At 69.7% G+C, this 17774-nt stretch carries 20 protein-coding genes and 1 riboswitch; of the genes, 9 read left to right on the top strand and 11 right to left on the bottom strand.

The features are described 5' to 3' along the window. The first annotated feature begins 3 nt into the window (after positions 1-3). Positions 4-300, top strand: a complete 297-nt coding sequence (locus G6N14_RS01390) for a MoaD/ThiS family protein (RefSeq protein WP_272937737.1) — start codon at positions 4-6, stop codon at positions 298-300. A gap of 248 nt (positions 301-548) precedes the next feature. Next, positions 549-726, top strand: a riboswitch (cyclic di-AMP (ydaO/yuaA leader). A gap of 9 nt (positions 727-735) precedes the next feature. Continuing rightward, positions 736-1785, top strand: a complete 1050-nt coding sequence (locus G6N14_RS01385) for a transglycosylase family protein (RefSeq protein WP_163786999.1) — start codon at positions 736-738, stop codon at positions 1783-1785. Between the two features lie 56 nt (positions 1786-1841). Here the strand turns inward: G6N14_RS01385 and G6N14_RS01380 are convergent, their stop codons facing one another. The 4 genes from G6N14_RS01380 to G6N14_RS01365 are packed head-to-tail and all read right to left on the bottom strand — an operon-like array spanning position 1842 to position 3425. Further along, positions 1842-2279, bottom strand: a complete 438-nt coding sequence (locus G6N14_RS01380) for a molybdenum cofactor biosynthesis protein MoaE (RefSeq protein WP_220096714.1) — start codon at positions 2277-2279, stop codon at positions 1842-1844. Continuing rightward, positions 2276-2755, bottom strand: coding sequence for a MogA/MoaB family molybdenum cofactor biosynthesis protein (locus tag G6N14_RS01375; protein WP_109559745.1), 480 nt, complete (start codon positions 2753-2755; stop codon positions 2276-2278). The genes G6N14_RS01380 and G6N14_RS01375 overlap by 4 nt, the downstream gene beginning before the upstream one ends. Then, positions 2752-3180: a cyclic pyranopterin monophosphate synthase MoaC gene (gene moaC / locus G6N14_RS01370; RefSeq protein WP_165756876.1), complete on the bottom strand. Its 429-nt coding sequence runs from the start codon at positions 3178-3180 to the stop codon at positions 2752-2754. Before moaC ends, G6N14_RS01375 begins: the two co-directional genes overlap by 4 nt. Before the next feature lie 56 nt (positions 3181-3236). Further along, complete coding sequence (locus tag G6N14_RS01365) at positions 3237-3425, bottom strand: hypothetical protein (RefSeq protein WP_085134965.1); 189 nt, start codon at positions 3423-3425, stop codon at positions 3237-3239. A 62-nt stretch (positions 3426-3487) separates the two neighbouring features. Here G6N14_RS01365 and G6N14_RS01360 point away from each other — a divergent pair, with 62 nt between their 5' ends. The 3 genes from G6N14_RS01360 (at position 3488) to G6N14_RS01350 (ending at position 8009) form a co-directional block, all read left to right on the top strand. Beyond that, entirely contained in the window at positions 3488-5800 is a 2313-nt protein-coding gene (locus G6N14_RS01360) for a helicase-associated domain-containing protein (RefSeq protein ID WP_085134964.1), read from the top strand. Between the two features lie 85 nt (positions 5801-5885). Continuing rightward, positions 5886-7538 carry a DNA repair helicase XPB gene (locus G6N14_RS01355; protein ID WP_085134963.1) on the top strand — a complete coding sequence of 551 codons (1653 nt, stop codon included), beginning with the start codon at positions 5886-5888 and terminating at the stop codon, positions 7536-7538. Between the two features lie 45 nt (positions 7539-7583). Continuing rightward, positions 7584-8009 (top strand): pyridoxamine 5'-phosphate oxidase family protein, encoded by a 426-nt coding sequence (locus tag G6N14_RS01350; protein ID WP_085134962.1) that lies wholly within the window; start codon positions 7584-7586, stop codon positions 8007-8009. Here G6N14_RS01350 and G6N14_RS01345 read toward each other — a convergent pair. The 3 genes from G6N14_RS01345 to G6N14_RS01335 all read right to left on the bottom strand — a co-directional run bounded on the left by G6N14_RS01345 (position 8006) and on the right by G6N14_RS01335 (position 11727). Then, on the bottom strand, positions 8006-8299 hold the full coding sequence (locus G6N14_RS01345) for a hypothetical protein (protein WP_085134961.1): 294 nt from the start codon (positions 8297-8299) through the stop codon (positions 8006-8008). The genes G6N14_RS01350 and G6N14_RS01345 overlap by 4 nt on opposite strands. Positions 8300-8367: 68 nt before the next feature. Next, positions 8368-10500: a 3-hydroxyacyl-CoA dehydrogenase NAD-binding domain-containing protein gene (locus tag G6N14_RS01340; RefSeq protein WP_085134960.1), complete on the bottom strand. Its 2133-nt coding sequence runs from the start codon at positions 10498-10500 to the stop codon at positions 8368-8370. Between the two features lie 15 nt (positions 10501-10515). Then, positions 10516-11727 carry an acetyl-CoA C-acetyltransferase gene (locus tag G6N14_RS01335; protein WP_085134959.1) on the bottom strand — a complete coding sequence of 404 codons (1212 nt, stop codon included), beginning with the start codon at positions 11725-11727 and terminating at the stop codon, positions 10516-10518. A gap of 183 nt (positions 11728-11910) precedes the next feature. Here G6N14_RS01335 and G6N14_RS01330 point away from each other — a divergent pair, with 183 nt between their 5' ends. Next, positions 11911-13113, top strand: a complete 1203-nt coding sequence (locus G6N14_RS01330) for a pyridoxal phosphate-dependent aminotransferase (protein ID WP_407663057.1) — start codon at positions 11911-11913, stop codon at positions 13111-13113. Here G6N14_RS01330 and G6N14_RS01325 read toward each other — a convergent pair. Then, positions 13100-13552, bottom strand: a complete 453-nt coding sequence (locus G6N14_RS01325; RefSeq protein WP_085134958.1) for an SRPBCC family protein — start codon at positions 13550-13552, stop codon at positions 13100-13102. The genes G6N14_RS01330 and G6N14_RS01325 overlap by 14 nt on opposite strands. Before the next feature lie 54 nt (positions 13553-13606). Continuing rightward, complete coding sequence (locus tag G6N14_RS01320) at positions 13607-14050, bottom strand: SRPBCC family protein (protein WP_085134957.1); 444 nt, start codon at positions 14048-14050, stop codon at positions 13607-13609. Positions 14051-14149: 99 nt separating this feature from the next. Between G6N14_RS01320 and G6N14_RS01315 the strand changes: the two genes are divergently transcribed. From G6N14_RS01315 to G6N14_RS01305, 3 genes are all read left to right on the top strand, one after another. Next, positions 14150-14482 (top strand): DUF732 domain-containing protein, encoded by a 333-nt coding sequence (locus G6N14_RS01315; protein WP_234808843.1) that lies wholly within the window; start codon positions 14150-14152, stop codon positions 14480-14482. Between the two features lie 64 nt (positions 14483-14546). Further along, the gene (locus tag G6N14_RS01310; protein ID WP_085134955.1) at positions 14547-15053 is read left to right on the top strand and encodes a DUF5078 domain-containing protein; all 507 of its coding nucleotides are present in this window, start codon (positions 14547-14549) and stop codon (positions 15051-15053) included. A 5-nt stretch (positions 15054-15058) separates the two neighbouring features. After that, complete coding sequence (locus G6N14_RS01305) at positions 15059-16057, top strand: oxygenase MpaB family protein (protein ID WP_085130310.1); 999 nt, start codon at positions 15059-15061, stop codon at positions 16055-16057. Positions 16058-16110: 53 nt separating this feature from the next. On the opposite strand, the gene G6N14_RS01300 is transcribed toward G6N14_RS01305, so the two are convergent. Both G6N14_RS01300 and G6N14_RS01295 read right to left on the bottom strand, forming a co-directional pair. Further along, positions 16111-16923, bottom strand: a complete 813-nt coding sequence (locus G6N14_RS01300) for a chymotrypsin family serine protease (protein WP_133054896.1) — start codon at positions 16921-16923, stop codon at positions 16111-16113. 49 nt (positions 16924-16972) lie between these two features. Next, the gene (locus G6N14_RS01295; protein WP_235674195.1) at positions 16973-17764 is read right to left on the bottom strand and encodes a LuxR C-terminal-related transcriptional regulator; all 792 of its coding nucleotides are present in this window, start codon (positions 17762-17764) and stop codon (positions 16973-16975) included. Positions 17765-17774: the final 10 nt, after the last annotated feature.

The raw sequence follows: 17774 nt of genomic DNA, 5'->3' as shown, positions 1-17774 counted from the left end.
ACGATGACCGAGACCGCAGCGAGCACTCAGACCGGAGGACCCATGGACAGCGTCGCGGTGACGGTGCGCTACTTCGCCGCGGCCCGGGCGGCCGCCGGGGCCGAATCCGAGACCGTCAGCGTGCCCCGCGGCGCGGGGGTGGCGGGCCTGGCCGAGACGCTTTCCGGCCGCGATGAGCGACTGGCGGCCGTGTTGAGCCGCTGCTCCTATCTGCGCGACGGCGTCGCCGTGCGTGACCACCAAGCCGCGTTGCGCCCCGGCGAAACCGTCGACGTCCTGCCGCCGTTCGCCGGCGGCTAAAACATGATCTACGTCACATAACGAATTGATCACGGGTCGACAACGGCTTGATTGCGGTGCCTCTGACCTGCGTAAATAGGGCCGGTTCCTGGCGTTATGAGAAGAAACAGCGATGAAAACGCCGGGACGCGCCAAGGGTGACTCAAGGCAAGAGACCCGATACGGTGCTTCCCGGGTGTATCGAAAAATCTTCCGTTCGATCCGCCTTTCCTCACCCGTAGCGCCGAGCTTCATCCAGCGGGCGAGGAAAACCACAAATACCTGATGGATGAAGACGAGGGACCCGATGGGTCCGCCGAGTGCGGCCCTGAGGCCATGACAGGCCTCTAGAGGTGAAGCCGGCGATGTGCCAACGGCGCGTCCCGGCCGGGCAGCCCCCCTGCCCGAACCCGACGCTGACCTCGCAGGCGTAGACAGAGAGGAATTCACCACCGTATGAGTGGACGGCATCGCAAGCCCACCCAATCGCACGTCAACTTCGCCAAAATCGCATTCACCGGAGCCGTGGTCGGTGGCGGCAGCCTCGCCCTCGCAGCAACCGCCGGCGCAGCCACCGATGATGAATGGGAGCACGTAGCCCGCTGCGAATCCGGCAACAACTGGAGCATCAACACCGGCAACGGCTACCAGGGCGGACTGCAGTTCTCGCCCAGCACGTGGAGTTCCCACGGCGGCGGCAAGTACGCCCCCTCGGCACACATGGCCAGCCGCGAGCAGCAGATCGCCATCGCCGAGCACGTTCTGGCCACCCAGGGCCGTGGCGCCTGGCCGGTCTGCGGGCGCGGCCTGTCCAGCGCAAGCCAGCGCGAAGTTCCGGTGGCACCGCCGGCGGACGCCCCGATCGACAACCCCGAGCTCAGCGGCGAGGCCGTGGCCTTGGACAACCCGCTGGCACCCCCGCCCGCCCCCGAGCCCGCGCCGTGGTGGGCTCCCCCGGCCCCCGAGGCACCGGCACCCGCCGAAGGCGCGGCACCGGTAGAGCCCGCGGGCTGGATTCCGCCGGCACCGGAGGCACCCGCCCCCGAGGCCCCGGCACCTGAAGCGCCCGCATTCGAGGCTCCGGCCCCCGAGGCCCCGGCCCCGGAGGCACCCGCCCCCGAAGCTCCGGCACTTGAGGCTCCCGCCCCCGAGGCTCCGGCATTTGAGGCTCCGGCCCCCGAAGCTCCGGCATTTGAGGCTCCGGCCCCCGAGGCTCCGGCTCCGGCCGCCGAAGGAGTTCCCTCGGCCCCCGAGGCGCCCCCCGCGCCGTGGTGGAACCCGGAGGCTCCGGCCCCCGAAGCTCCGGCATTTGAGGCTCCGGCCCCCGAGGCTCCCGCTCCGGAGGCTCCGGCCCCCGGCGGCGAGACCGCTCCTGCCCAGGACGGCAACCGCGACGCGGTCTCGGTCGGCTTCCACCAGCAGCTGTGGGACGCCGTGCAGTCGGAGAACATCAGCGGCAACGCCGCGCTCGCCGCGTTCGCGCAGCAGCCCAGCCGGGTCCTCTAGGCAGGACGCCGGCAAGACAAGAGCAATCGCCGGCCCCGCTTTTCGTCGCTGAGCGGTCAGGCCGAGCCGACCCATTCCTCGGTGCCGTCGGCGAAGAACTGGTGCTTCCATACCGGCAGCCGGGCCTTGACGGTGTCGACCAGCAGCGCGCAGGCCTCGAACGCCTCCCGACGGTGATCGGCGGCCACCGCGGCCACCAGCGCGGCGTCGCCGATGCGCAGGACGCCGATCCGGTGGCTGGCCGCCAGCGCGCGGACCCCCTGGGCCTGCTCGGCGACCTCGGTCAGCACATCGGCCATGACCTGCTGGGCCGACGGGTGCGCAGAGTATTCCAGCCTGCTGACCTGCCGGTCGTGGTCGTGGTCGCGAATCATGCCGACGAATCCGACGACCGCGCCCGCGGCGCGGTGGCCCACCAGGTCCTCGTGGTCGGCCAGCACGATGGGCTGCTCGGTGATCTCGGCCCGCAGCACGCGGGCACTTCCGGCGGTCACCGGTGGTCCCCGCCGGCCAGTTGGTCCAACGCGTGATCCAGGACGTCGGCAAGCACTCCCAGCCCGTCGCGAACCCCCCCGGTGGACCCGGGAAGGTTGACCACCAGGCAGCGACCGGCGACCCCGCACACGCCGCGGGAGAGGATGGACGTGGGCACCTTCGGCAGCCCGGACCGGCGGATGGCGTCGGCCAGACCGGGGATCTCGTAGTCGAGCACGCGCAGTGTCTGCGCCGGCGTGTCGTCGGTCGGCGCGATCCCGGTCCCGCCCGAGGTGATGATCAGCTCCGGCTGAGCCGCCACGGCGGCTCGCAGGGCCGCCCCGACCGGCTCGCCGTCGGCCACGACCTCCGGCTGCACCGGAGCGAAGCTCCGCTGCTGCAGCCACTCGGCGATGATCGGCCCGGTGCGGTCGGTGTAGACCCCCGTCGAGGCGCGGGTGGAGGCGATGATCACCCGGGCCGCCCGGGCGCTCACGGGCGTTCCCAGGCCCCGGTGCGACCGCCGTCTTTGCTCAGCACCCGGATGCCGTCGATGACCGCGGCGCGATCGACGGCTTTGATCATGTCGTACAGAGTCAGCGCCGCCACGCTGACCGCGGTCAGCGCCTCCATCTCCACGCCGGTGCGGTCGGTGGTGCGCACTGTCGCGGTGATGTCGATGGCAGCCGTTCCGATGGTGAAGTCGACGTCCACGCCGGTCAGGGCCAGCTGGTGGCAGAGCGGGACCAGATCGCTGGTGCGTTTGGCCGCCATGATGCCCGCTACCCGTGCGGTGGCCAGGGCATCTCCCTTGGGGAGGCCGCCGGCCGATATCAGCGCCACCACCTCGGCGGTGGTGCGCAGCACCCCACCGGCGACCGCAACTCGTTTGGTGGTCGCCTTCGCGCTGACATCGACCATGTGAGCCGCGCCCCGTTCATCGAGGTGGGACAGCGGCCCGGTCACAGCGTCACCGGCTACCGGTTGATGACGGTGACCGGATGCAGGTAAGGCAGCTCGTCGGCCGGCAGCGGGAACTCGAGGCTCCCAAACGGCGACAGTGCGCCGGTCCGGTCGGTGCGCAGCTCGCTCACAGCAGGTTCGCCGTCGGTCTCCGGCCAACCGTTGTCGACGTAGCGGTTCTTCTTGTCCTGGTTTCCAGCCACGGCTCCATTCTGACAGGTCGCGATCGACGGCGTTCACCGGTTGGGCCTTACCCTGATCATCGATGACCGAACGCGCCCGGGGTGTGCCACTGGGGTCGTGGCTGGCCGACCTGCCCGATGACGATCTGATCCGGCTACTGAAGCTGCGGCCCGACCTCGCCCAGCCCCCGCCGGGGAGTATTGCCGCCCTCGCGGCGCGGGCCCAGGCCCGCCAGTCGGTGCGGGCGGCCACCGATGAGCTGGACTTCCTGCGGCTGGCCGTCCTCGACGCGCTGCTGGAACTGCATGCCGACGCCGCCGGTGTGCCGGTCGCCGATCTGCTGGCGTTGCTCGGCAACCGGGCGTCAGCCGACGCGGTGACCGATGCGCTGGCCGATCTGATTCAGCGAGCACTGTGCTGGGGCTCGCCGGAACCGGGCGGCGTGCTGCGCGTCGTCGCCGAGGCGGGCGCCGGCCTGCCCTGGCACCCCGGTCAGGTAACCCAAGAGGCCCTCGCGCCCGCGGACATCACCGCGCTGCGCGCTGCCGTCGCCGGCCTGGACGCACCGCAGCGTGACCTGCTCGACAAGCTGCTGACCGGCTCCCCGGTGGGGCGCACCCGCGACGCGGCGCCGGGCGCGCCGCCGGAGCGGCCGGTGCCCCAGCTGCTGGCGGCGGGGCTGCTGCGCCGCGTCGATGACGAGACGGTGATCCTGCCGCGGCTCGTCGGGCAGGTACTGCGGGGCGAACAGCCCGGACCGCTGTCGTTGCGGGAGCCGGATCCGGTCGTGTCGCAGACCACCACGGCCGATGTGGACGCGGCCGCCGCCGGCGCGGTGATCGACCTGTTGCGCGAACTCGACGCGCTCCTGGCGGCGTTGGGCGAATCCCCGGTGCCAGAACTCCGCAGCGGCGGGTTGGGGGTGCGCGAGGTCAAGCGCCTGGCCAAGACCACCGGTGTCGACGAGGCCCGGCTGGGCCTGCTGCTCGAGGTGGCTGCCACCGCCCGTCTGATCGCGGCCGACGTTCCCGACCCGGCGACGGTCGACCTGCGGGACTGGCCCGACGCCGACGGTCCGTACTGGGCGCCGACGGTGCTCGCCGATCGGTTCGCCGAGCAGTCCACCGCCCAGCGCTGGCATCTGCTGGCCGCCACCTGGCTCGACCTGCCGTCCCGCCCCGGCCTGATCGGCAGCCGCGGCGCCGACGGCAAGCCGCGGGCCGCCCTGTCCACGCCGCTGTTCTCCACCGCTGCACCGCTGGATCGCCGCCTGCTGCTGGGCCTGCTCGCCGAGCTGCCGGGCGGCGCCGGGGTCGGCGCCGTGACCGCTTCGCAGGCGCTGGTCTGGCGCCGGCCGCGCTGGGCCGGCCGGCTGCAGCCCGGCCCGGTCGGCGAGCTGCTCGACGAGGCGCATGCCCTGGGGGTTCTGGGCCGAGGCGCGCTCAGCTCCCCCGGGAGAGCCCTGCTGGCCGGCGCCGCCGCCGATCCCGACGGTGCCGCCGCCGTGGCGGCGATGGCCAAGGCATTGCCGGAGCCGATCGACCACTTCCTGGTGCAGGCCGATCTGACGGTGGTGGTGCCGGGGCCGCTGAAGCGCGAACTCGCCGAGGAGCTGGCCGTCGTCGCGGCCGTGGAGTCCGCCGGCGCCGCCATGGTCTACCGGGTTTCCGAACAGACCATCCGCTCCGCTTTGGACGTGGGACGCACCGGGGCGGGGCTGCACGCCTTCTTCGAGAAGCACTCCAAGACCCCGGTGCCGCAAGGCCTCAGCTACCTCATCGACGACGTCGCGCGCCGCCACGGGCAGCTCCGGATCGGGTTGGCGACGTCGTTCGTGCGCTGTGAGGATCCCGTTCTGCTGGCCCAGGCCGTTGCCGTCCCGGCCGCCGAGGCGCTGGGCCTGCGCTTGCTGGCCCCTACGGTGGCGGTGGCGCAGGCACCCCTGGCAGATGTCCTGGCGGCACTGCGCGACGCCGGTTTCGCCCCGGCCGCCGAGGACACCACCGGCACGATCGTCGACATCCGGCCGCGCGGAATGCGGGTGCACACCCCCGCGGAGCGCCGCGCGCACCGGCCGCACCCGAGTCCCGGCGACGACAACCTGACCGCACTGGTGCGGGTGCTGCGCACCGTGACATCGGCGCCGTTCGACAACATCCGGCTGGAGCCGGTGACGGCGATGATCATGCTGAAGCGCGCGGCACTGGAGCGGGCCACGGTGATGATCGGCTACATCGATGCCGCGGGGGTGGCCACCCAGCGCGAGGTGGCCCCGACCCAGGTCCTGGGCGGCCGGCTGGTGGCGTTCGACGCGACGTCGGGACAGATGCGCGATTTCGCCATCCACCGCATCACGACGGTGTCATCGGTCGCCGAGGACGACGCCGAGCGCTGACCCTGCCCGGCTGCGGCCGGCGCCCCGGCCTGGCACAACACCGCACGGCGACGTCGCATGTCCGAGCCGCCCGGATAATGGGCCCATGAGCACCGATGGGCCACTGATCGTCCAATCCGACAAAACCGTGCTGCTCGAGGTCGACCACGAGCAGGCGGGTTCGGCGCGGGCGGCCATCGCACCGTTCGCCGAACTCGAGCGTGCGCCCGAGCATGTGCACACCTACCGCATCACCCCGCTGGCGTTGTGGAACGCCCGAGCCGCGGGCCATGACGCCGAACAGGTGGTCGACGCGCTGGTCAGCCACTCGCGCTACGCCGTCCCCCAGCCGTTGCTCGTCGACATCGTCGACACCATGGGGCGCTACGGGCGCCTGCAACTGGTCAAGAGTCCCGTCCACGGCCTGACGCTGGTCAGCCTGGACCGCGCGGTGCTGGAAGAGGTGTTGCGCAACAAGAAGATCGCCCCGATGCTCGGCGCCCGCATCGACGACGACACCGTGGTGGTGCATCCCAGCGAACGCGGCCGGGTCAAACAGATGTTGCTCAAGATCGGCTGGCCCGCCGAGGACCTGGCAGGCTACGTCGACGGCGAGGCCCACCCGATCGAACTGCGCCAGGACGGCTGGCAGCTGCGCGACTACCAGGAGATGGCCGCGGACTCGTTCTGGGCGGGCGGGTCGGGGGTGGTGGTGCTGCCGTGCGGTGCCGGCAAGACGCTGGTGGGCGCGGCAGCCATGGCCAAGGCGCAGGCCACCACGTTGATTCTGGTCACCAACACCGTGGCGGGCCGGCAGTGGAAACGCGAGCTGGTGGCGCGCACGTCGCTGACCGAGGAAGAGATCGGCGAGTATTCCGGTGAGCGCAAGGAGATCCGGCCGGTCACCATCGCCACCTATCAGGTGATCACCCGGCGTACCAAGGGTGAGTATCGGCACCTGGAGCTGTTCGACAGCCGTGACTGGGGCCTGATCATCTACGACGAAGTGCACCTGCTGCCGGCGCCGGTGTTCCGGATGACCGCCGACCTGCAGTCGCGGCGCCGGCTGGGGCTGACCGCGACGCTGATCCGCGAGGACGGCCGCGAAGGTGACGTGTTCTCGCTGATCGGGCCCAAGCGTTATGACGCGCCCTGGAAGGACATCGAGGCCCAGGGCTGGATCGCGCCGGCCGAATGCATCGAGGTGCGGGTCACCATGACCGACAGCGAGCGGATGACCTACGCCGTCGCCGAACCCGAGGAGCGCTACAAGCTGTGCTCGACGGTGCACTCCAAGATCGCGGTGGTGCGCTCGATCCTCCGGCAGCATGCCGGCGAGCAGACCCTGGTGATCGGCGCCTACCTCGACCAGCTCGAAGAGCTCGGCCAGCAGTTGGACGCCCCGGTGATCCAGGGCTCGACACGCACCGCCGAGCGCGAAAAGCTGTTCGACGCCTTCCGTCGCGGCGAGATCTCGACACTGGTGGTGTCCAAGGTCGCGAACTTCTCCATCGACCTGCCGGAGGCATCGGTGGCCGTTCAGGTCTCGGGCACCTTCGGGTCCCGGCAGGAGGAGGCCCAGCGCTTGGGCCGGCTGCTGCGGCCCAAGGCCGACGGCGGCGGCGCGGTGTTCTACTCGGTGGTCGCCCGCGACAGCCTGGACGCCGAGTACGCCGCCCACCGGCAGCGCTTTCTGGCAGAGCAGGGCTACGGCTACATCATCCGGGACGCCGACGACCTGCTCGGCCCGGCGATCTGAGGCAACCCGGCGGCGGGGCGGGCGCGTCGCGGTTAGCCTCGAATCATGGCCCTGTCCCAGGATGAGCGCGAGCAGTTCCTGTCCGAACCGCACATCGCGGCGCTGTCGGTGAACGCCGGCCCCGGCCGCGGCCCCCTCACGGTGCCGATCTGGTATCAGTACTCCCCCGGCGGCGAGCCCTGGGTGTTCACCGGGGCCTCGTCACGCAAGACCAAGCTCATCGAGGCGGCCGGGTCCTTCTCGCTGATGGTCCAGCGCACGGAGCCCACGTTGCGCTACGTCGCCGTCGACGGTCCTGTCAGCCGCATCGAGCCGGGCACTGACGAACTGCATGCCGAGTTGGCGCACCGCTACCTTCCGCCCGACCGGGCCGAGCGGTTCTTGGAGTTCGCGCGGGCCGAACTGGGCGAGCAGGTGGTGATCGCGCTGCGGCCCGAGCACTGGATCTCGGCCGACCTGGGGGCGATCTAACCGTCCCCGCACGCGGTGCCGGGCAGCAACATCATCAGCGGCCACAGCAGCACCCCGGCAACGGTCGCCACCTCGTAGATGCTGCTGGGCGGTATACCGAACTGTTCCTGGGCCCGGGTCTGCAGCAGTTGCACGCCGTCGGGCCGCAGGAACAGACACACCACGCCGATGATCACGTACACCAGACCGAGCCAGAGCGCCGTCTCCAGCAGCTTGGCCACGGTGATGCTCAGCCGGTAGTCCAGCAGACGCGAAATCCCCCGAAGCCATGAGGGTTCGGGGGATTCCACGTCTGCAGCCTAGCGGGGACTGCCAGGCCGGCGGAGCCGATCGCGGCTGTTCACCGCCATCGGCGCAGCTACAGCAGCGACTGCGGCGGGCTGAACCGTTCGCCGTACTTGGCGGCCAGTTCCTTGGCCCGCTCGACGAACGCGGCCTTGCCACCGGGGTAGCCGGCGATGAACTGCGCGGTGCCACCGGTCCACGCCGGGAAGCCGATGCCCATGATCGCGCCGATGTTGGCGTCGGCGGTCGAGGTCAGCACGCCCTCGTCGAAGCACTTCTGGGTCTCGAGGACCTCGGCGAAGAGCATCCGGTCGATCATGTCCTGCAGCGGCGGGGTGGAGCTGCCGGAGTTGAACGTCTCCCGCAGACCCGGCCACAGGCCCTTGCGCTTGCCGTCGACGTACTCGTAGAAGCCGGCACCCTTGAGGCGCGACGGACGGCCGATTTCGATCATCTTGTCGACGACCTCTTCGTTGCGCTGCTTGGGCAGCGTGCCGCCGGCCGCCTCGACACCCTCGCGGGTGGCGATGGCGATCTTCTGCATGAGCTCGAGGTTGAGCTCGTCGCAGAGCTGCAGCGGAGCGGCCGGGTAGCCGGCCTGCAGGCCGGCCTGCTCGATGCTGGCCGGTTCCACGCCCTCACCGAGCAGCATCAGCGCCTCGTTGACGAAGGTGCCGATGACGCGCGAGGTGTAGAAGCCGCGGCTGTCGTTGACCACGATCGGGGTCTTCTTGATGGCCAACACGTAGTCGAACACCCGGGCCAGCGCCTCATCGGAGGTCTTCTCACCCTTGATGATCTCCACCAGCGGCATCTTGTCGACCGGGGAGAAGAAGTGGATGCCGATGAAGTCTTCCTGGCGCTTCACGCCGGTCGCCAGACCGGTGATCGGCAGGGTCGAGGTGTTGGAGCCCAGCAGTGCGTTGGGCTCGACGATGTCCTCGATCTCCTGGAAGACCTTGTGCTTGAGCTCCTGGCTCTCGAAGACGGCCTCGATCACGAAGTCGACACCGGCCAGGTCCTGGGCATCGGCGGTCGGGGTGATCTTGTCCAGCAGGGCCTGCGACTTCTCGGCGGTGGTGCGACCCCGCTCGAGCGCCTTGGCTTCCAGCTTCTCCGAGTAGCCCTTGCCGCGCTGGGCGGCCTCCAGGGAGACGTCCTTGAGCACCACGTCGTAGCCGGCCTTGGCCGACACGTAAGCGATGCCGGCACCCATCATCCCGGCGCCGAGCACACCGATCTTGCGGATCGGGGTCTGCGCGATGCCCTCGGGCCGGCTGCCGCCGCCGTTGATGTGCTGCAGGTCGAAGAAGAACGCCTGGATCATGTTCTTGGCGACGTTGCCGGTGACCAGCGAGACGAAGTAGCGGGTCTCGATACGGCTGGCGGTGTCGAAGTCCACCTGCGCACCCTCGACCGCGGCGGCCAGGATCGCCCGCGGCGCCGGCATGTTGGCCCCCTTGAGCTGCTTGCGCAGCAGGGCCGGGAACGACGGCAGGATCGCCGCCAGGGCCGGGCTGGACGGGGTGCCGCCGGGCATCTTGTAGCCCTTGGCATCCCACGGCTGCACGCCGGCGTCCGGGTTGGCCTTGATCCACGCCTTGGCGGCCGGGACCAGCTCCTCGACGGTCGGCACGACCTCGTCGATCAGGCCGATTTCCTTGGCCTTGGCCGGCTTGAATCGGGTGCCCTGCGCGAGCACGTTCATGAAGGCGTTCTGGATGCCCAGCATGCGCACCGTGCGGGCGACACCGCCACCGCCGGGCAGCAGGCCCAGGGTGACCTCGGGCAGACCGAGCTGGCTGCCCTTGGCGTCCGCGGCGATCCGGTGGTGACACGCCAGGGCGATCTCCAGGCCGCCGCCGAGCGCGGCGCCGTTGATGGCGGCCACGACGGGCTTGCCCAGGGTCTCCAGGGCCCGCAGGTCGGCCTTGATGCCCTCGCACTGCTCGAACACGGCCTGGGCGTCGTCCGGGCCGACGTGGATCATCGCCTTGAGGTCGCCGCCGGCGAAGAAGGTCTTCTTCGCGCTGGTGAGCACCACACCGGTGACCGAATCCTTCTCCTCGATGAGACGCTGCACCGCGTTGTGCATGGACTCGCGGTAGTGGTCGTTCATCACGTTGGCCGACCCGGTCGGGTCATCCAGGGTCAGCGTGACGATGCCGTCCGCGTCCTTGTCCCACTTAATGGTGTTCTCTGCCATTTTTTCTCAAACCTCTCAGACGCGCTCGATGATGGTGGCCACGCCCATGCCGCCGCCGATGCACAGCGTGATCAGGGCACGCTTGGCACCGCGACGCTCGAGCTCGTCGACCATGGTTCCGGTGATCATGGCGCCGGTGGCGCCCAGCGGGTGGCCCATCGCGATGGCGCCACCGTTGACGTTGAGCTTCTCGTCGGGGATCTTGAGGTCCTTCTGGAACTTCAGCACCACCGATGCGAACGCCTCGTTGAGCTCGAACAGGTCGATGTCATCGACGGTGAGCCCGGCCCGGTCGAGCGCCTTCACGGTGGCCGGGGTGGGGCCGGTGAGCATGATGGTGGCGTCGGCGCCGCTGGTTGCGGTGGCCACGATGCGGGCCCGCGGGGTCAGCCCCTGCGAGGCGCCGGCCTTCTCCGAACCGATCAGCAGCAGCGCGGCGCCGTCGACGATGCCCGAGCTGTTGCCACCGGTGTGGACGTGGTTGATGGACTCGACCCAGTGGTACTTCTGCAGCGCCACGTCGTCGAAGCCGCCCATCGCACCGATGCCGTCGAAGGCGGTGCGCAGCTTGCCCAGGCCCTCCAGGGTGGTGTCGGGCCGCATGTGCTCGTCGTGGTCGAGAATCACCAGGCCGTTCTGGTCGCGGACCGGGATGACCGACTTGGCGAAGTAGCCGCCCGACCAGGCCGCCGCCGCGCGCTGCTGGCTGCGCAGCGCGTAGTTGTCGACGTCCTCGCGGGAGAAGCCCTCGATGGTGGCGATCAGGTCGGCGCCGATGCCCTGCGGGGCGATGTAGTTGTCGTAGGTGAAGGGCACGTCGGAGAACATCGCGCCGCCGTCGGAGCCCATCGGGATGCGGCTCATCGACTCCACCCCGCCGGCCAGCACCAGGTCGTCCCAGCCGGAGCGCACCTTCTGGGCGGCGGTGTTGACGGCCTCGAGGCCCGAGGCGCAGAACCGGTTGAGCTGCACGCCGCCGGTGGTGTCGGGCAGGCCCGCGGCCAGCACCGCGGTGCGGGCGATGTCGCCGCCCTGGTCACCCACGGGCGAGACGCAGCCCAGGATGACGTCGCTGATCAAGTTCTCGTCCAGGTCGGGGTGACGGGTGCGCAGTTCGTCGATCAGGCCGACAACCAGGCTGAGCGGCTTGACCTCGGTCAGCGCCCCGCCGCGCTGCTTGCCGCGCGGGGTGCGAATGGCCTCGTAGATGAAGGCTTCTTCGGACATGGGAGATTCCTCTTCAGATTGGTGTTCGGTGCAGATTGTTCGGTCGCGTCTGCTCGGAGCGTAGTCCCCGAATTTCCACCCTAACAGGGTGGCCTATCAACCGGATGGTTGGTCCGATCGTGCACCCCTTTTGCACAGTCTGCGCGCCCGGTCGGCAGCCGGTGCCCTTTAGGCTCGTGAGCCATGACGGCGCGGATGGTCGCACGACTGGAGCCCTATGCCACCACGATCTTTGCCGAGATGTCGGCGCTGGCCGCCCGGATCGGGGCGGTCAACCTCGGCCAGGGGTTCCCGGACGAGGACGGGCCGGCGGCCATGCTCGAGGCGGCCCGGGCCGCGATATCCGACGGGATCAACCAGTACCCGCCCGGGCCTGGTATCCCCGCCTTGCGGGAAGCCATCGCCGGGCAGCGCTCGCGGAAATACGGCATCGATTACGACCCCGACACCGAGATCCTGGTGACGGTGGGCGCCACCGAGGCCATCGCGGCCGCGGTGCTCGGCCTGGTGGAGCCGGGCTCCGAGGTGGTGCTGCTCGAACCGTTCTACGACTCCTACTCGCCGGTGGTGGCCATGGCCGGGGCGCGGCGGGTCAGTGTCTCGTTGGTGCCCGACGGCCACGGGTTCGCCTTGGACGCCGACGCTCTGCGGCAAGCCATCACCCCGGCTACCCGGGCGCTGATCGTCAACTCGCCGCACAACCCGACGGGCACGGTGTTCACCGAAGCCGAGTTGGCCGAGATCGCCCGCATTGCGGTGGAAGCCGACCTGTTGGTGATCTCCGACGAGGTCTACGAGCACCTGGTTTTCGCCGGACGGACCCACCGCCCGCTGGCCGCCTTCGAGGGAATGGCGCAGCGCACCGTCACCATCTCGAGTGCGGCGAAGATGTTCAACTGCACCGGCTGGAAGATCGGCTGGGCGTGCGGCCCGGCGGAACTGCTGGCCGGGGTGCGGGCCGCCAAGCAATACCTGAGTTACGTGGGCGGTGCACCATTTCAGCCGGCCGTGGCCCTGGCGCTCAACACCGAGGACGCCTGGGTGGAGTCGCTGCGGGCGACCATGCAGGCCCGCCGCGACCGGTTGAGCGACGGCCTGCGCAGCATCGGCTTTGAGGTGCACGACAGTTTCGGCACCTATTTCCTGTGCGCCGACCCCCGTCCGTTCGGCTACCACGACAGCACGGCGTTCTGCGCCGAGCTGCCGCACCGGGCCGGGGTGGCGGCCATCCCCCTGTCGGCGTTCTGCGTTCCAGGCGCCCAAGCACCCGCCTCACAGGTCTGGATTCACCTGGTCCGGTTCACCTTCGTCAAACCGGAGCACACCCTCGACGAGGCGATCCGGCGGCTGGCGGTGCTGCGCGAGGGCCCCGTCACGGCTCAGTAGCCGCGCCGTCGGCCTGGATTCGCTCACGCAGCCGCTCGGTGGCGATGCTCAGCACCAGCTTGCTGGCCCGCCGGACCACGAACTCGGGGATCGGTCCGGACGGCTCGACGGTGATGTCGAATCGCACCCGGGTGCTGTCGGGCCCTTCGCGGGTCAAGGTGTATTCGACGTGCTGAGCGCGTTGCTGCGCGGTGGCCTGCGCGTCCCAGACCATCCAGTCCGGGCCCCAGTGATATTCCAGGAGTTCCTTGTCCACCAAACCCAGAAGTTTGATGGTCGCCAGTACGTGATGAGGACGGCCGTCTTCGTACCGGTCGAGGATCTCCACCCGCTTGTGCACCGGCGACCAGGACGCTAAATCGGACACATCGGCGAGCACGTCGAGGATTTTCTCCGGCGGCGCGTCAATCACTACTTCCCGCGATGCTCGAACAGCCACTTAGCCGAGCCTAACGCCCGAACCTGCCGCCGGCGGGATTTCGCGGCACCGAACTCAGCGGCCCTTCTTGACCTTGAGCACCTGGGTGCGCAGGCCATCGGTGGCGGTCTTCATGCCGCCCTTGAGGGTGTTCTTGAGCAGGAACCCCGGGATCGGGATCGACGGGTCCACGGCCATGTCGAACCGGACCTTCGTTGTGTCGCCCTGCGGCGTGAGCGTGTACTTGGCGTCTTGGGACTTCAGCTGGCCGGCCGAGATCAGCGTCCAGCCGACACTGTCGTCGGTCCAGGTGTACTCGACGACCTGCTCGTCGGTCAGGCCCGCGGCCTTGATCGTCATCCGCACCCGCCGCGGGCGCCCGTCGTCATGGGTGTCGAGCACCTCGGCGCTCTGGTACTGCGGCGACCAGGTCGGAACAGATTCGACGTCGGCGAGGACGTCGAAGATCTCCTCGGCGCTCGCCTCGATGACCACCTCGCGGGAATCCTTGACTGCCATGGCTGCAAACCCTAGCCAGCCGCACCTGGGCGCGCGGGGATTTGCGTCGCTCCCGAGAGTCGCCCCGCCGGGCGGGGCGGCGGTGGCACGATGGACGTCATGGTCTCGACCGTCCGGATCGCCGCACCCGTGTTGGCCGTCGCGGCACTGGCCATCGCGCCGCCGGCGCACGCCGACGACGCCAGCTATCTGGCCCGGGTCAACGCCGCCCCGGTGGCGATCCCGGTCGCCGATCAGGTCAAGGTGACCTCCGGGCACTACATCTGCGCCCTGCTACGCATGTACGGCCAGACCGGGACCTACCGCTCGGGTCTGTCGCCGGGGGACTTGGTGCGCCAGTTGACCAACACCTTCTACTACAGCCCCGAGGCCGCCGACGTTCAGATTCAGGCGGCTCAGGCCGAATTGTGTCCGGAGACATTGCGGCCCTGACCCCGCACTTGTTAAGGCCGAAAGCGGGAGTCCCGCAACGCCCAAACTGGTAACGTCGCGCCGCATGACATCCACAGTGAGTCGGTTCGCGCGCACCGCGGGCCTTGCAGCAGTTGGTGCGGCCCTGGTTGCCGCCGGCACGGGCGTTGCCGCCGCAGACGACCTGAATGCCGTACCGGAGCCGATTCTGACCACGCAGTGCTCGTTGGATCAGTTGATGGCCGCGACCAAGGTCGTCGACCAGCCGGCCTACGACGCGATCGTGACCAAGTACAACCAAGAGCCCAAGGTGCTGCAGGAGCAGATCGTCTTGCGGATGAAGAATCTGCTGGCCAAAGACCCTGCCGGCCGGCAGGCCGAGGTGGATCAGCTCGGCATCGTCTTCCCGTACTACGCGGCGCTGTTCCGTGCGCAGGAATCTGCTGCTCCGGAGATCGCCGAGCAGTGCAGCACCTTCCCGGCCGAGGATCCCTCGGTGTGGGCCCCTGCCGCCGAACCGGCCGCTCCCAGTACGGATGGCGCAGTTCCGGCCGCTCCCGCCACGGACGGCGCAGGTCCGGCCGCTACCTGAGCGGCATGGCCCATGATGCGCGCGAAGCCGGCGTACCCGCACCGTACGAGACCCCGGCTTCGTTCGGCCCGCAGTCGGTGTCCTGGCGGGTCCTGACCGCCCCGGCGACGGCGCTGATGATCGCGCAGATCACCAACCTGCTCGAGATTCCCCATCTGGACTTCCAAGCGGTGCTGTTCGATCATGACCCGCTGTTTCCCACCAACAAGAAGCGCCAGCGGGGTCCCCGCGGCGCCGGGCGGCGCAAGGACGGCCACTTCCACGACCGGCTGCGGCGCACCCTGTCCGTGCCGCTGCCCATGGTCTTGGGCGACCAGGAAGCCGCTAGAAGCTGCGCCACAAGGCTTTTCAACTACCACCGCCCCATGACGGGGGTCGGCGCCGACGGCCAGACGCCCTATGCCGCAACATCGCCGGAGTCGATGCTCTTTGCCGCGGTGACCATTTCTCATGCCGCCCTGATCGGCTACGAGAATTTCGCGTTCGACTCCCGCCCGATTCCGCGCCGGCTCAACCCTGCCGAGCGTGACCGGTACTTCGCCGAAATGGCGCAGATCGCCGTCCTGATGGGTGTCCCCGCCGAAGACGTCCCGATGAGCGCGGGCGCCGTCGATCGCTACTACCGGTCCATAGCGGCCAAGTTCGGCTTCAGGCCGGGCTGGGAGTCCGCGCGGCTGCGCACCGCCGCCGCCCTGCTGGTGCCCGACTCGTGGTCGGATGTCACGGCCACCGTCAACGACATAGCGCTGGTGATATCGACTCTGGTCGCCTACGCCGCCCTACCGAAGCCGTCGCGTCGGCTGCACCGCCTTGCGGCGATCACCGACCCGGCCATGGCGGTGACACGGATGGCTGCGCTGCCCTTCTTCGCGCTCCTGGAGATCCCACCGATCGCGCGGGCGGTTCTGCGCTGGTATCTGGGCGAATCCGATCGGCTCCAGCTCGCGCAGGCCCGCCGGCAGATCCAACTGACCGCGAAAGCAACATTGCGGACGGCGAACTGATGAAGACGCGGGGCCTGACCACCACCGCGATGCGCTACCGCGACCGCTGAGCGCTAGGAGCGCCGGCCGAAACCGGCGCCCGGCCCGCCTTTGGCGTCCACGTCATCGAGGATCGCCGTAAACAGCACGACGCCCGGCCCCGGCTCGGTGAGCGGGCCGGCGGGGACGGTGCCGTCACGGACCATGCCGACCAGCAGGTTGTCGACGGTGACCGGCGCCCCGTCATCACCGGGTAGCCACCACGGTTCGTCGGCGAGTTCCACTCCGGCAGGCCCGATGTCGAAGCACTGCAGGCCGCTGCCGCGGCCGAGTTTGCAGGCATGGCGCACGGCACCGTGCTCCGGGCCGGGCTGGGCGTCGTGCTCGGGACCAGGCTCGGCGTGGTGCCCGGCGCCGTGCTCGGGGCCGGGCTCGGCGTCGGCGGGCGCCTCCGGGCCGGCGGGCTCGGCGGGCTCGGCGGGCTCGGCGACGACGGGGTCCATCGAATCGATCCCGAAGATCCCAAAGCCCTCGTAGTCGGCGATCGAGGCCACCAGGAGCGGATCGAACTCGATGATCGCGTAGTCAAGGCTGTCCTCGGCGGCGACCACGGTCCCCACGCTGCCGTGATCCTCGGCGCCCTCGACCAGCACGGGCGAACCCACCCCGCCGCAGTGCGCGGCGGTGAAACCGACGATCCGGCCACCGTTGTCGTAGCCGATGGTGGTCAAGGTGCACAGCCCGTCATCGTGGAGCAGGATCGCTGCGCCGCCGCCGAGCAGCAGTTTGTCTTGGACCGCTGCACTCTCGGGAAGGCCGTGCAGCGCCATGAGAGCGACACCGGTCACGGCGATCGCCGCGGCTCGTCGAAGGGATAGCAGGTGCACAGCGGCACAGTCTATGAGGGTCTGGGCCGATATCGGTGGATCACCGCGGTCACAGGAAGTAGCCGGCCGGCCCCACCGCCGCACCCATCCGGTGCACGTACTGATCGAAGTACACCCGCGCGATGAGGTCGCGGCGATTGCGCACACCTACCTTGGCGAACACCGACTTGAGATGGTCCTGGACCGTGTACGCCGCCACGTGCAGTGCCGCCGCTATCGCCTTGGTGTCGCTGCCCTGCAGCACCATTCGTGTCACGTCCCGCTCCCGCGGCGTGAGGATCTCCCCGGCGGCGTTGACGATGACCACCGCGGGCCCCCGGGCCGCGGGTGCTTGGGCCTGCGCGGCACCGATGCGGGCCAGGATCCCGCTGCGCACTCCGCGCGCGAATGCCTCCGACAGCGACGCCAGGAACGTCAGATCGTCCTCGGCAAAGGCGACGCCGTCGTCGCGGAACAGGGCCAGACATCCCCACATGCCGGTGTCGTCGCGCATCACCAGGCGCGCTTCGTCGGTGAACCCGTACACCGGCCGGATCAGCTGCTGGGTGCGCGGCGAGCCCTCGACGGCGCCCTGCGGAAGCTGCAGCATCGACACGGCGCAGATGTCGTGGTGCACCAGGGACCGAAAGGAGGTGAATTCGCCCAGCCCGTACTCCAACTGGCCGAAGATCAGGTCGTCTTCGAGGTTCGGGGTGAGCGCTCCGAACTTGCGGGCGCTCAGCATCAACGATGCCGGGTCATGGGTGCCCACACACACTCCGGCCCACGGCACGGCGCGCCCGACCGCACCGACCGCCTCCTGCAGGAAGTGATCGAGGTCGAGTCCGGCCCGCGACAGCACGTCGATGTCT

The sequence above is a fragment of the Mycolicibacter hiberniae genome (genome assembly GCF_010729485.1).
Classification (GTDB): Bacteria; Actinomycetota; Actinomycetes; order Mycobacteriales; family Mycobacteriaceae; genus Mycobacterium; species Mycobacterium hiberniae.
This window is presented reverse-complemented; position numbering and strand designations above follow the sequence as displayed.